Annotated in this window: 14 protein-coding genes and 1 pseudogene; 9 read left to right on the top strand and 6 right to left on the bottom strand. The window is 35.1% G+C overall.

Annotated features, from left to right (window positions below; translation table 11 throughout):
• On the bottom strand, positions 1-371 hold a 371-nt coding region (locus DRF58_RS16305; RefSeq protein ID WP_394338500.1), incomplete at its 3' end, for a phage integrase N-terminal SAM-like domain-containing protein.
• Between the two features lie 398 nt (positions 372-769).
• Here DRF58_RS16305 and DRF58_RS16295 point away from each other — a divergent pair.
• Complete coding sequence (locus DRF58_RS16295; RefSeq protein ID WP_116036942.1) at positions 770-1,216, top strand: hypothetical protein; 447 nt, start codon at positions 770-772, stop codon at positions 1,214-1,216.
• 1 nt (position 1,217) lies between these two features.
• Complete coding sequence (locus DRF58_RS16290) at positions 1,218-1,550, top strand: hypothetical protein (RefSeq protein WP_123902436.1); 333 nt, start codon at positions 1,218-1,220, stop codon at positions 1,548-1,550.
• 249 nt (positions 1,551-1,799) lie between these two features.
• On the opposite strand, the pseudogene DRF58_RS16280 reads toward DRF58_RS16290, so the two are convergent.
• A pseudogene (locus DRF58_RS16280) lies at positions 1,800-2,213 on the bottom strand (transposase); the annotation flags it as partial.
• 447 nt (positions 2,214-2,660) lie between these two features.
• Here DRF58_RS16280 and DRF58_RS18960 point away from each other — a divergent pair.
• The 7 genes from DRF58_RS18960 (at position 2,661) to DRF58_RS18955 (ending at position 11,328) form a co-directional block, all read left to right on the top strand.
• Positions 2,661-2,792 carry a hypothetical protein gene (locus tag DRF58_RS18960; RefSeq protein WP_262510775.1) on the top strand — a complete coding sequence of 44 codons (132 nt, stop codon included), beginning with the start codon at positions 2,661-2,663 and terminating at the stop codon, positions 2,790-2,792.
• A gap of 485 nt (positions 2,793-3,277) precedes the next feature.
• Positions 3,278-4,831 (top strand): type I restriction-modification system subunit M, encoded by a 1,554-nt coding sequence (locus DRF58_RS16270; protein WP_116036934.1) that lies wholly within the window; start codon positions 3,278-3,280, stop codon positions 4,829-4,831.
• Complete coding sequence (locus tag DRF58_RS16265) at positions 4,821-5,972, top strand: restriction endonuclease subunit S (RefSeq protein WP_116036932.1); 1,152 nt, start codon at positions 4,821-4,823, stop codon at positions 5,970-5,972. Before DRF58_RS16270 ends, DRF58_RS16265 begins: the two co-directional genes overlap by 11 nt.
• Positions 5,973-6,034: 62 nt before the next feature.
• Positions 6,035-6,367: a type II toxin-antitoxin system RelE/ParE family toxin gene (locus DRF58_RS16260; RefSeq protein ID WP_116036930.1), complete on the top strand. Its 333-nt coding sequence runs from the start codon at positions 6,035-6,037 to the stop codon at positions 6,365-6,367.
• Between the two features lie 21 nt (positions 6,368-6,388).
• On the top strand, positions 6,389-7,489 hold the full coding sequence (locus tag DRF58_RS16255) for a HigA family addiction module antitoxin (protein ID WP_116036928.1): 1,101 nt from the start codon (positions 6,389-6,391) through the stop codon (positions 7,487-7,489).
• 1 nt (position 7,490) lies between these two features.
• On the top strand, positions 7,491-10,700 hold the full coding sequence (locus DRF58_RS16250) for a type I restriction endonuclease subunit R (RefSeq protein WP_116036926.1): 3,210 nt from the start codon (positions 7,491-7,493) through the stop codon (positions 10,698-10,700).
• A 499-nt stretch (positions 10,701-11,199) separates the two neighbouring features.
• Positions 11,200-11,328, top strand: coding sequence for a helix-turn-helix domain-containing protein (locus tag DRF58_RS18955; RefSeq protein ID WP_262510774.1), 129 nt, complete (start codon positions 11,200-11,202; stop codon positions 11,326-11,328).
• A gap of 338 nt (positions 11,329-11,666) precedes the next feature.
• Here the strand turns inward: DRF58_RS18955 and DRF58_RS16240 are convergent, their stop codons facing one another.
• From DRF58_RS16240 to mazG, 4 genes are all read right to left on the bottom strand, one after another.
• Positions 11,667-12,464: a TPM domain-containing protein gene (locus DRF58_RS16240; RefSeq protein WP_116036922.1), complete on the bottom strand. Its 798-nt coding sequence runs from the start codon at positions 12,462-12,464 to the stop codon at positions 11,667-11,669.
• Positions 12,445-12,873, bottom strand: a complete 429-nt coding sequence (locus DRF58_RS16235; protein WP_379883757.1) for a TPM domain-containing protein — start codon at positions 12,871-12,873, stop codon at positions 12,445-12,447. Before DRF58_RS16235 ends, DRF58_RS16240 begins: the two co-directional genes overlap by 20 nt.
• The gene (locus DRF58_RS16230; RefSeq protein WP_116036917.1) at positions 12,873-13,469 is read right to left on the bottom strand and encodes a LemA family protein; all 597 of its coding nucleotides are present in this window, start codon (positions 13,467-13,469) and stop codon (positions 12,873-12,875) included. The genes DRF58_RS16235 and DRF58_RS16230 overlap by 1 nt, the downstream gene beginning before the upstream one ends.
• 193 nt (positions 13,470-13,662) lie before the next feature.
• Positions 13,663-14,433, bottom strand: a complete 771-nt coding sequence (mazG, locus tag DRF58_RS16225) for a nucleoside triphosphate pyrophosphohydrolase (protein ID WP_116036915.1) — start codon at positions 14,431-14,433, stop codon at positions 13,663-13,665.
• Positions 14,434-14,552 lie beyond the last annotated feature (119 nt).

Here is a 14,552-nt window from a genome sequence, read left to right as displayed (position 1 = left end):
TAAAGCAACCCGATTAATATTTTATGTTTTAAAAGTTTACAACAGGACAACATCTTCCAAACCTCATGCTTACTGAGCACAACAGGCAGTTTTTTCTCTCTTTTAATTTCCGGAAGACTCAAATAATCATAGCTCAAACCTTCCGATTTAAGCAGAAATCGAAGTCCGTAAACGGTGTGTTTAAAATACGATTGCGAAGGCGATTTAGATTTTTTCTGAAGGTAAAAAAGGTAATCGTGAATTTGCTCGGGATCCAATTCTGTAGGAATTTTCCCGAAATGTAGCGACACCGCAGCCACGTGTCTGGAGTAATTTTGAAAGGTACTTTGGCTTCTTCCCAATACAGAAACCGTACGTTCAAACCTATGCAAAAGCTCCGCAAATCCCGGAACTTCACGCTTTGCCTGATTGATGATTTTGTTTTCTCGAAGCTCTTCTAAACTCTTTTTTTTGTTGCCATTCTATTGATTTTTAATTAGTTTTACAAAGTAATCAAAAATATGCAGACGGGGCTACCGAAGGTATAGTTCAACATAGTATTGGCAAAATGCGGGGTTAAATGTGTAATAGAAAGATTTGAAATATTTATCCGCCGCTGCTTTTCATATTGTTTTTTTTCCTTAATTTTAACAATCTGAAAAAGCATCGGCTTCGTTTGGTCTGAAATTGAACTTTTCGTCCAATTTAGCCCGCACTTCGCCAATACTTTTTCCGTTGTAGGAAATGCCATCAAAAAACACGTTAAAATATTAAAAATCAAATAACTTTTATGGAAACAATTCTATTAATCTTATCTTTTCTAGCCCTTCATTACCCAAATGGTTTATTTCGTGATACAGCGAGACGCTATGATAATATGTGTCGCTATGACAAGGATTTTCAATATACAGTTGATAATTTGCTACCTTTAGAATATGGTTCATTTATAAGAACTAAAATGAATGCAGGAATGAATCCGATTTTAAGTAAACCTCTTGGAATAATTTCAGCTCTAGTAAGCATATTTCTAGCTTTACTTCCTTTATTTCAATTACTTTCTTGGAAATGGTATTGGATTGTTTTACTAAATCTTGTTTTTAGTTTTGTCATTTCACAGTTTTTAGCATTTTTTATCACGCCAAATATGAAGATATATCAGATTGGAACATTAAGTGCAAAAGCAATTACATATATTATATTAGGTTTAGTATTTTATGGAATTTCATTTATCTTCTAAAATGAAAGATTATCATAAAGAAGTTTTAACCGCAATGATAATTTGTTGTAGAAACTTTGACTTAAAAAACTTTATACCTTTTTTAATGTCAGAAAATGTTTTAACAAATTATGAAAATAAGGTTCAATTTTATAGAATAATGAAAAATAAAGTTGAGTGTGCAAAAAAAATTACTGACGGAATATTAATCTGCAAAATCGAAAAAAAGGAATGGCAATTAAACCCAAAGGCACACTTGTTCAATTTTTACGATCAAACGCACAAAAATGAGAGATTGAGTATTGAAGTTGAATTTGAAAAAGGTAATTTAATTTTAGACATTCAACCATTTTAAAGACACTTCCTACAATAGCTAAGTTTTCGTTGCGTGCGAAGCACGAACAATGAAAACCTTGTTGAACGGAAGCTTCGGGAGCTTTTTGCTGGGTATTTTCCCACACTATGGGTTTATCGACAAAAGATTTTTAGAGATACAAGAGACTTTGAGAAGAGTCTCTTTTTTTGTGGGCGATTTTGGTGGTTTTTTCTTGGTTTTATTGTGTTTTCTTTCACGTTTAGACATAAAATCCCTTACCCAAATCCGCTAAAATGCAGATTTAGGAGCAGGTAAATTTCGGCTCATCTCCAAAAACCAACTTGGCGGACCTCGAAGATCGAACGTGGCAATCGTTACCAAATTTCCAACTTTACAACAACTACATTTCGGCTGAAAAACTTTTGGCGGAAGCTTTTCTTTAGGCTGGATGCCTAATTTTTGTTGTAGATTTTTAAGCTTGATACGCTTCCAAGTGCTGCTCAAAAAACCATAATGACGGATTTTCACAAATCTTTTGGGCAAAATATGCATCACAAAACGGCGGATAAACTCCTCGTGGCTCAAAACCATCTGCTTTTTGATGCCTTTTTGGCGGTAATCTTTGTAAGAAAAAGTGACCGTCTCCGCATCAATTTTTCTGATTCTCTGGTTGCTGACTGCGATTTTGTGGGTGTATCTGCCAAACCTCCTGTTACTAAGCACTACAGGCAGTTTTTTCTCTCTTTTAATTTCCGGAAGACTTAGAAAATCGTAGCTCAAACCTTCCGATTTCAACAGAAACCGAAGTCCGTAAACCTTTGTGAAAGGTTCAACATTCGTTCTTCGATTGAACTTTTGTGATGAAAATCCCCGCCTTCGCAAAGCCCGAACCGTTATCGGCAATCGCATTACCAAAATTTTGCATAGAAAATTGAAGATGAATATATATCAAATTTTGATAATTTTGACTTTCGTAATTTTCAACAGTTGTTCAAAAAAAATGGAAAAAGATTTAATTCTGAATATAATTATTAAATAAAACTTTCTGAAAATTGGAGTGAATACGAAACTGACGAAAAAAATACAAATGCATTTTTTGATACTACTAAAGGGACAGGAAATTTGAGAATAACTCCAATGAATTATGATATGAAAAATTCAACAGAATATCTAAATAGAATGCGAACTGAAAAAAATGCTGAAAAAATCAATTGGAAAAATGTTGAAGGAATTTATTACGTTGAGAATAAAAATAATGAGGAAATAAATATTGGTATCTAGTTCAAAATAACCAACTTTTCATTTGTTCATTTTTGATTGGAAATTTAAATGGAAAAAATGAAATTGAAAATGAATTAAATAGAGTTGAAAATATTCTAAAAACACTTTATCGCTTTGAAAATTAAGGAATTATATTAATATCTTTCTTCGCATATTGACGATTAAATGAAACGGTGCCAAATGCACCGTTTTTCTTTTAAAGTGGTGAGTAAGATAAGTAACCTCTTTTTTGCTAAAAACTTTTTTTATTTTTTTTCACCAGAAAAAACATACTGAAATAAAGCGATTCAATGCAAACTACGCATACCTCTTCATTACTTTGCTGCAATCCCTCTCTAATGAATAGTTTTTTTTCAATCTCAAAAAAAAATATTTTCTTTTCAACAAATTTAGTTACTTACTCATTTATACTTTTCCTCTTTTTACTTTCGATTGCAGGTTGTATATTTAGCAATTAAATTATTTTATAAAATTAAGTAAAGCAAATGGCTAAAAAGAAGAAAGAAGAAGTTCAAGAAACCATAGAAAAAACGTTGTGGAAAGCAGCGGATAAGTTGCGTAAAAACATCAATGCAGCGGAGTATAAAGATGTGGTTCTTGGATTGATATTCTTAAAATATATATCCATTGCATTTGAGAAATTACACGCAGAATTAACAGCACAAATCGAGCAAGGAGCAGATCCAGAAGATAGAGAAGAATATACGGCAGAAAACGTTTTCTTTGTGCCACCATCAGCGCGTTGGTCGTTTTTACAAAGCTCGGCAAAGCAAACGACGATTGGTAAGATTGTGGACGATGGGATGGATGCAATTGAGGCAGAAAACCCACAACTAAAAGGTATTTTACCAAAAGTATATGCCAAACAAAATTTGGATCCTACCAGTTTAGGAGATTTGATCGACTTGATTGGTAACATTAATTTTGGCGATACGCAGGAGCGTTCTGCCGATGTGTTAGGACACGTATTTGAATATTTCTTAGGACAGTTTGCATTGGCTGAAGGGCAAAAAGGAGGACAATTCTACACGCCTCGTTCGGTAGTAGAGTTGTTGGTAGAAATGCTAGAGCCTTACAAAGGGCGTGTATTCGATCCGTGTTGTGGTTCGGGGGGTATGTTTGTGCAGTCAGAGAAATTCGTAACTGAGCGTCAAGGTCGTATTGATGATATCTCAATTTACGGACAAGAATCCAACCAAACCACTTGGCGTTTGGCGAAGATGAATTTAGCCATTCGTGGGATCGATTCTACGGGCGTAAAATGGAACTCAGAAGGTTCGTTTTTGAACGATGCTCATAAAGATTTAAAAGCTGATTATATCATTGCGAATCCTCCGTTTAACGTGAGCGATTGGTCAGGCGATTTGTTGCGTAACGATGCGCGTTGGCAGTTTGGTACACCACCTGTAGGAAATGCCAACTTTGGTTGGTTGCAACATTTCATCCATCACTTGGCGCCAACAGGACAAGCAGGGGTGGTATTGGCAAAAGGAGCCTTAACCTCTAAAACTTCGGGTGAAGGAGAAATCCGTAAAAACTTAATCGAAGAAGGATTAATCGACTGTATTGTCAACTTACCTGCGAAGTTGTTCTTGAATACGCAAATTCCTGCGGCGTTGTGGTTTATGCGTCGTAAAAAAGTACCAAATGCGAAATACCGTAATACGGAAAACGAAATCTTGTTTATCGATGCCCGTAATTTAGGACATCTCATCAACCGCCGAAACCGTGAGTTAAGCAAAGAAGATATCGACTTAATTGCTTCTACTTACCACAATTGGCGTAATGTCGATGGTCAGTACGAAGATGTAGCTGGTTTCTGTGCTTCGGTTCCTGTATCTAAAGTGGCGGAGTTGGATTATGTATTGACGCCTGGGCGTTATGTAGGTTTACCGGATGAAGAAGATGATTTCAACTTTGTAGAACGTTTTACTTCGCTAAAAGCAACTTTGGAAGAACAATTAGCCAAAGAAGCAGAATTGAACGCCATAATTGCTGAAAATTTATTGAAAATTGAATTGCCGAAGGATGGAGAATAATTGGAAGGAGGTTAAATTAGAGGAATTAATAAAGTTTGGTAATGGAAAACAAAGACCAAATTCTGAAGGGTTAATTCCTGTCTATGGAGGTAATGGTATTTTATCATATACAGAATCTTCTAATTACGATGGTGAAACCTTAATAATAGGTAGAGTCGGTGCATATTGTGGTGCGGTTTATTATGATAATCGTCCAATTTGGATTTCTGATAATGCTTTGTCAGGAAAGCCAAAAGATAATTATGATACTAAGTTTTTATATTATTTCCTAAAGAATTTAGATTTAAATCAATATGCAGGAGGTTCAAGTCATCCATTAGTTACTCAAACATTATTAAATTCTCTTGAATTTAATGTTTGTATAGATGCTTATGAGCAAAAAGCCATTGCATCGGTATTGTCGAGTTTGGATGATAAAATCGACTTATTACACCAACAAAACCAAACCTTAGAGGCTTTGGCGGAAACTTTATTCCGTCAGTGGTTTATTGAAGAAGCTAAAGAGGATTGGGAGGAGCTTCCATTCTCTGAATGGATTAATGAAACAGTTGGTGGAGATTGGGGGAAAGAAACTCTCCAAGATGAATTTACTAAAGAAGTTTATTGTATTAGAGGAACTGATATTGCTGATCTTTTAATTGGGATTCCAACCAAAACTCCAATAAGATTTGTAAAAGAAAAGAAATTCCAATCTATAGAACCAAAAGAAGGAGATATAATAATTGAAATTTCAGGAGGTACAGAAAATCAATCTACTGGTAGAGCATATTTTATAAATAATGAGATAAAATCATTATTTGGTAAAGACTTAGTATTCTCAAATTTTTGTAGATTAATTAGAATAAAAGATTCAAACTATTCATTTTTTGTGTATTTGTATTTAAAATACTTATATGATCAGGATGAATTTTTCAATTTAGAAAATGGAAGTTCAGGCATCAAAAATCTTGATTATAAATCACTATTATTTGAAAATAAATATAAAATGCCAAAAGAAGATTTAGTTTTAAAATTTAATGATCAAGTATCAAATAATTATAAGAAAATAAATCAAAATAAATTTCAAATCCAAACCCTAACCCAACTTCGCGATACCTTATTACCTAAGTTAATGAGTGGCGAGGTGAGGGTAAAGATTTAAGTTTGTGAAAAATAATTGACAGGAAGTGTTATCTAAAATAATATAAAAATTGTATCTTTGCAGTGAATATAACATTTGGTGATAAAAAATTAAGAAAGATAGCCAACGATCAAAGAAAGTGTTTTCAAGAATTAGGGCAGCTTAGAGGTAAAAAGTTACTTCAACGTTTATCTGATTTGAGGGTTGCAGAAACATTAGAAGATGTGAGGCATTTGCCAGGACGGTTCCATGAACTCGTTGGTGATAGAAAAGGGCAATGGGCATGCGACTTAGACCATCCCTATCGTTTAATTTTCAAACCACATGAAAACCCTATTCCTACAGACGAACACGGTAAATATATTTGGGTAGAAATACTTGGAGTAGAGGTTATTGAAATTAAAGATTATCATTAATAACACTTAAAGAAGTAAGTCATGATGCCACAAAATGAATTCATTCTAGATATCGCATTCCATCCTGGAGAAACTTTAGCTGAAAAATTAGAAGAAATAAACATGGGTCCTAAAGAATTTGCTATTCGGACAGGTAAACCAGAAAAAACCATTAATGCGGTACTCAAAGGAGAAAGTGCGATTACCTCTGATATGGCTATTTTATTTGAAGATGTATTGCAAATTCCTGCCCGTTTTTGGTTAAAACAGCAATATGAGTATGACGAATATATTGCTCGTCAAAAGCGACAATCTGTTATTGACTTAGCAAAAGATTGGGCTGCTCAATTTCCTTATGCCGAAATAGCAAAATTAGGTTGGATAATACCTACAAGAAAAGTAGAGGAAAAAGTCGTTCACTTATTTAAGTATTTTGGATTAAGCTCATCTGAAGCTTGGGAAGAATATTTCTACAAGCAACAATTAAAGGTTGCTTTTCGAATTTCATTGCACAATACTAAAAATCCCCATGCCTTATCAGCTTGGATACGTCAAGGTGAACTACAAGCCAATAGCATGGAAGCGCCAGCTTTTGATAAGCAATTGTTGCTAGAGCAATTGCCTAAAATTAAAAAAGTAATGGCAATACATCCACAAGATTTTTTTGTACAATTACAGCAATTGTGTCTAAGAGCGGGTGTGAAAGTAATTTATACGCCTTGTGTAAAACAAGCACCGATTAGTGGATCAACTCGTTGGATCAATAATTATCCTGTAATTCAACTAACAGGACGTTATAACCAAAATGATCGTTTTTGGTTTACCTTTTTCCATGAAATTGGACACGTTTTATTACACGGTAAAAAAGAGATCTTCTTAGAAGATATAGAATATTCTGATTATGATAAACAGAAAGAGCAGGAAGCCGATGATTTTGCTGTAAAATACACGTTTTCTGAAGAGCAGGAAAATGAAGTTTTGAAAAATGAAGATCTGACAGAGAGAGAAATTGTGGAATTTGCTAAGAAATTCAATACACATCCTGCTATAATTATTGGACGTTTACAAAAGAAAGAAATCATACATTATTCACAAGGAAGGCCGTTTTTTCTTAAACTAAACTTTAATAACTCCAACGAATGATATGACAGAAAACGAAATTGAAAAACTCGCTATAGCATTATTAGAACACCAAGGATATACCTATATCAATGGGGTTCAATTAGCTCCTGATGCAGGAGATATGGAAAGAACATCATTTGAAGAGGTGGTGCTAAAACAACGTTTAGAAAATGCAGTTCGTCGTATTAATCCAATGATTCCTCTTGATGCACAACAAGATGCAGTGAAGCAGATCTTGCGCATTGCTTCCCCTGATGTGTTATCCAATAACGAAACATTTCACCGTTTACTAACGGAGGGTATTCCGGTTACCAAACGTGTAGATGGGCAAGAACGAGGGGATCGTGTGTTTTTAATTGATTTTGAAAATCCATTACACAATGAATTTTTAGTCGTCAATCAATTTACTATTGTAGAAAATGGCGTCAATAAAAGACCAGACATTATTCTTTTTGTTAATGGTTTACCCTTAGTAGTCATAGAATTAAAGAACGCTACGGATGATAAAACCAGCATTCAATCTGCTTTTCGCCAGATAGAAACCTACAAAGCAATGATTTCATCTTTGTTTACTTTCAATGCTTTTTCGGTTATTTCTGATGGATTGGAAGCAAAAGCAGGGACTATTTCAGCAGGTTTGAGCCGTTTCATGGCTTGGAAAACCACTGATGGTATCTCCGAAGCATCAAAACAAATCAGCCAGTTAGAAACATTGATTAAAGGAATGTTGCAACCAAGCGTATTATTGGATTTGGTTAGATATTTTGTGGTTTTCGAGAAATTCAAAAAAGAAGATGCAGATGGAATTGTTACCGTACAAACGGTAAAGAAATTAGCAGCTTACCACCAATATTATGCCGTAAATCGTGCAGTGGAATCTACTAAAAGAGCTTCTGGTTTTGTTTCAAAACAAACATTAGGGAATTTAGTAATGGAATCTCCTGAAAGCTATGGTTTACCAGGCGTTAAAAACCAACCTGAAGGCGACCGAAAAGGTGGTGTGGTTTGGCATACACAAGGTTCGGGTAAATCCTTATCTATGGTGTTTTATACAGGTAAAATTGTATTAGCCTTAGATAATCCAACGGTTTTAGTGATAACTGACCGTAATGATTTGGACGATCAATTATTTGACACCTTTGCGGCTTCTAAACAATTATTGCGTCAAGATCCTGTTCAAGCAACGGATCGTAAGCAATTGAAAGACTTGTTGAAGGTAAATTCGGGAGGGGTAATTTTTACGACGATACAAAAATTTCAACCCGAAGAAGGAAACGTTTTTGAAACATTATCTACTAGAGAAAACATCATTGTCATAGCAGACGAGGCACATCGGACACAATATGGTTTTAGTGCTAAAACGGTTGATGATAAAGATGAGAAGGGAAATGTAATAGGAAAAAAAATCGTCTATGGATTTGCCAAATATATGCGTGATGCTTTACCTAATGCGACGTATTTAGGTTTTACAGGAACACCTATAGAAAGTACAGACGTCAATACACCAGCAGTTTTCGGTAATTATGTCGATATCTATGATATTGCGCAAGCTGTTGAAGACGGAGCAACAGTTCGTATTTTCTATGAAAGCCGATTGGCGAAGGTAAAATTAACCGAAGAAGGAAAAGAATTGGTTGAAGAGTTGGATGATGAATTAGATCAAGAAGATTTAACATCAACTCAAAAAGCCAAAAGTAAATGGACACAGTTAGAAGCTTTAATAGGAGGCAAACAACGTGTACAAAATATAGCAACTGATATTGTCAATCACTTTACACAACGACAGGAAGTATTTCAAGGGAAAGGAATGATCGTGTCGATGAGTCGTAGAATTGCGGCAGAATTGTATAATGCGATTATTGCTATAAAACCTGAATGGCATTCGGACGATTTGAAAAAAGGAAAGATAAAAGTTATTATGACTTCCGCTTCTTCGGATGGTCCAGAATTAGCTAAATTCCATACAACGAAAGAACAGCGTCGAATGTTGGCCGAACGTATGAAAGATCCGAATGATGAATTAGAATTAGTGATTGTTCGTGATATGTGGTTAACAGGATTCGATGCGCCAAGTATGCATACCTTGTATATCGATAAACCTATGAAGGGGCATAACCTTATGCAGGCGATTGCTCGTGTCAATCGTGTGTATAAAGATAAGCCAGGAGGTTTAATCGTCGATTATTTAGGCATTGCTTCCGATTTGAAAAAAGCGTTAGCTTTCTATTCAGACGCAGGAGGGAAAGGTGATCCAGCAGTGGCACAAGAACAGGCCGTCGCAATCATGTTGGAAAAAATTGAAGTGATTTCTGCCATGTATCATGGTTTCCCTTATGAAGATTATTTTGATGCTGATACATCCAAAAAACTGTCGATGATTTTAGCTGCCGAAGATCATATTTTAGGATTAGAGGATGGCAAGAAAAGATACATAGATGAAGTGACCGCTTTATCAAAAGCATTTGCCATTGCTATACCACATGATCAAGCCATGGATGCCAAAGATGAGATTTCTTTTTTCCAAGCCGTGAAAGCGAGATTGGCTAAGTTTGATAGTACGGGATCAGGCAAAACAGATGAAGAAATTGAAACCACCATTCGTCAAGTAATTGATCAAGCTTTAGTATCCGATCAAGTAATTGATGTCTTCGATGCAGCGGGTATTAAAAAACCTGATATTTCTATCTTATCAGATGAATTCTTGATGGAATTGAAAGATATGCAACACAAAAATGTCGCATTAGAGGTTTTAAAGAAGTTGCTAAATGATGAAATAAAATCCAGAACTAAAACCAATTTAGTGCAAAGTAAGAAGTTACTGGAAATGTTGGAGCAATCAATTAATCGCTACCATAATAAAATTTTAACAGCTGCAGAGGTGATTGATGAATTAATTCATTTAAGTAAGGATATAGTCGAGTTAGACAGCGAACCTAAAAAGTTAGGCTTAACAGAATACGAGTATGCTTTTTATACCGCAGTTTCTAATAATGATAGTGCTAAAGAATTGCTTCAGCAAGAAAAGTTACGTGAACTTGCAGTTGAATTAACCAACACAATAAAACAAAACGCAAGCATTGATTGGAACATCAAAGAGAGCGTGCGGGCAAAGCTGAAAGTAGCAGTGAAAAGATTGCTAAGAAAATATGGCTATCCTCCTGATATGCAATTGCTCGCTACGGAAACTGTATTGAAACAAGCGGAGATGCTGGCGAAGGAATTGAGTAAATAATCTAAGAACAGCATGATCAGACTTCATTTTCGTAGATAACATTAACCAGTGAACCGAGTGTAAGTGGTCTACTTTTTTGACAGTTTGTAATTATAGTTTTTTCATTTGAAATTTGAAGATCGCGATTTTTTCATTGAAATAATCGAAATTTTATAATGATTTTGTTTTTAAGGTTAGGATTTTGGATATCAGAAGTATACTTTTCTAAGTTTGTACTTCATTTTAGGCGTTAAACAATTTTAATTTTTTAATCAACGCTTTTTTATAGTTTTTTTCTCGCACTTGCTTTTCTTATTTTTGGTAATTCCACTAATAATCAAAATGGCTCAGAATAAAAACGCACAGATCCGATACAAAGCATTGGATAAATGCTTTTTCAAATCAGTTCAAAAGATATTTTATCCAAGATCTGATTGATTATTGTTCTAGTGTGCTTTCAAACCATTACGGAACGGAAAGTTCAGTTTCTCGCAAACAGATTATTGATGATATAAATTTCATGAAAAGTGAAGCTGGTTATGATGCACCGATTGAAAGTTATAAAGATGGAAGAAAAGTCTACTACCGCTATTCTGATCCTGAGTTTTCAATTCTGAAAACACCTCTTAATCCTGCTGAATTGACTTAATGAAGCAATAGAAACTTTGTCTAAGATGAATAATTTGCCCGGATTCGATTGGATTAATTCCATTCAGGCAAAACTTAATTTCGCATTAAGAATTTCTGATAACCACCGTCAAATTATTAGTTTTGAGGATAACAAATTCTAAAAGGAATTGAGTTTTTAAATCCTTTATAACAAAGTATTCTTAATGAAAAGTGCTTAGAAATGTACGTCTTCAAACCTAAAAAGATATTTTATATTTCTAAAGCTTTTATTAATTACAAAAGCGATTAATTCAAAAAAAAGGTAAAAAATAAAACCCAGACAAAAATCTGAGTTTTATTATATAATTATTTGTCAATTTACCATCCGCCAGAGGCACCGCCTCCGCCAAAGCTGCCGCCTCCGCCGAAACCACCGAAGCCTCCACCTCCACTGCTTCCGCCACCAAATCCACCTCCGCCGAAGCTTCCCGGAAATGGAAAGAATCCTCCTCTGTATCTTCGGTTTCCTCTTCTAGAGAGTGTGTAGTCATCGTCGTCATAGTTTCCGCCACCATTGTTTCCATTAATTATACTTATCAAAATAATAATGACAATTATAATTAGGATAATAGCGCTAATACTGATTCCGCCTTCGTTCTTTTGCTTCTTAACAATCGGTTTGAATTTCCCTTGAACTGCTTCCATAATAGCAGAAGTTCCACGGTCAATCCCGTTATAGAATTCTCCTTTTTTGAAAGCAGGTGTTACAAGATAATCCAAAATCTGTCCTGCAACAGAAGCCGTTAAATATTGTTCAACAGCACGACCTTGCTGAATTGACATTGTTCTATCTTCCGTCGCAATCAGGAAAACCACACCATTATCAACACCTTTTTGTCCGATTCCCCATTTTTCTCCGTACATCGTTGCGAGATAATTGACATCTTCGCCACTGGTTGTCGGGACAATTACGACTAAAATCTCTGTAGAAGTAGAATCGGAGAACTTGATGAGTTTTTGATTCAGCGCGTCTTTTTCACTTTCCGACAGCAAATTAGCTTTATCATAAACAGGATAGAGAACCGCGGGTTTTTCCGGCACTAATTGAGCTTTGGAAAATAATCCAAAAATCAGAAATAATGCAAAAATATATCGTTTAAGAGAAGCTGATATCATTGGGTAATTCATTGATATTTTCCCCAACTACAGGGAAATATTTTTTCAGTTCAAGTCCTGTTTTCAAAATGGCATCTTTCAGACCTTTGTAGTAATTTTCGTTTGCAAATTCGGAAGTAATCTCATCGTGAAGATTATCCCAAAATGTTTGTTTTACTTTTTTATGAATGCCTTCATCACCGATAATCGTGAGATAATGCTGTTCAAAATTGACGTAAAACAAAACGCCATTTCTTTCCTTAGTCAAATGCATTTCCAAAGAGCGGAAAATCGCAAACGCTTTTTTTGCAAAATCATCTTCAGCCGTGGAATCGATATGCACACGAATCTCGCCCGAAGAGTGGTCTTCAGCTATTTTGATGGCTTCCACTAGGGAAGCCATCTCTGTATCTGTAAGAAAATGATTCATTATTCTGAAAATACGCTTGGTGCTTTTTCTGCGCCAGCCTCAGCTTTGAAATATGGTTTTTCTTTGAAGTTGGAGAAGTTCGCGATTACGTTATTTGGGAACGTTTTGATTCTCGTATTGTATTCTCTCGCCGCATCGTTATAATAAACGGTTTCTGAACGGATACTGTTTTCAATCGCTGTGTATTCTCTCTGGAAGTTGATGTATTGCTGGTCAGCTTTCAGGTTTGGATAACTTTCTACAACTGCCATCAATCTGCTCAATGTTCCGCTTAATTCACCTTGCGCTGCTTGGAATTTTGCCATATCAGCCTCAGTCATATTAGTCGGGTCGATGTTGATTGAAGTCGCTTTTGACCTTGCTTCAACTACTTTTGTCAATGTTTCTGTTTCGAATTTAGCGTAAGATTTCACCGTTCTTTCCAAGTTTGGAATCAGGTTCGCTCTTTTCTGATAAACGGTTTCTACGTTGGACCATTTTGCGTTGACAGTCTGTTCCTGTCCTACAAAACTGTTTCTAACTCCAACTGCCCAAAATCCGACAAGTGCAATTAATGCAACGATTACAATTAATACAATACAACCTTTACCTTTCATAGTTTGATGTGTTTTAAATTTTAATTAAATCAAATATACAAATTAAATGCTAGAGCCGTATTTATTTTTAATTTAATGGAAGAAATGAGCTTCTTTTGGTCAAGCTTAGGATAAAGTCTACTTCAGCCTGATATATTTTATGGGGCTTCGAGAGCCTGAGCCTGACAAGTTTTAGGGAAGATCAAAGCAAAAATTATTTTTCAAAAAGCTTGGCTTCTTCCCATAGTTTATCCATTTCAACAAGGTCAAGGTCGGCAAGGCTCAAATTTTTAGACAAAGCCAACTCTTCCATTTTTTGAAACCTTGAAATAAATTTCGAATTAGTTCTTTCCAAAGCTGTATCAGCATTCAGCCCAGAGATTCTTGCGTAATTAATGAGAGAAAAGAAAACATCTCCGAGTTCAGCTTCTTTTTTATCCTTGTCAGTTTCTTGATGAAATTCCTGCAATTCTTCTCTCACTTTCTCCCAAGCATCGTCTGCAGAATCAAATTCGAAACCAATACCTTTTACTTTATCTTGGATTCTGTAAGCTTTTATGATTGGAGGTAAACCTTTCGGCACACCCGATAAAATAGATTTGTTTCCTTCTTTCAGTTTCAGTTTTTCCCAGTTCTGTTTTACCGCTTCTTCATCTTCCGCAACGGTGTCGCCATAAATATGAGGATGACGGAAAATCAGTTTTTCATTCAAAGAATTGATGACATCAGCGATATCAAAACTTTCCTTTTCTGAACCTATTTTTGCATAGAAAACCAAATGCAACAACACATCGCCCAATTCCTTTTTGATTTCTAATAAATCTTCATTCAGAAGCGCGTCGGACAATTCATAAGTTTCTTCTAAAGTGAGATGACGAAGTGTTTCAAAAGTCTGCTTTTGATCCCATGGACATTTTTCCCGAAGGTCATCCATTATATCGAGAAGCCTTCCAAAAGCTTCCATTTTTTCTTGTCGTGTATTCATTATTATTTTTTATTTAAACACAAAGATTTCTATGTTAAAGAGCAAATATTATTTGAATTTTTTATTGATAAAAATTCTTCTTTTGGTAGAAATGGCAGCTTTCGTTTGATGACAGCTAT

This window comes from Epilithonimonas hispanica, assembly GCF_003385395.1.
Taxonomy (GTDB): Bacteria; Bacteroidota; Bacteroidia; order Flavobacteriales; family Weeksellaceae; genus Epilithonimonas; species Epilithonimonas hispanica.
This window is presented reverse-complemented; position numbering and strand designations above follow the sequence as displayed.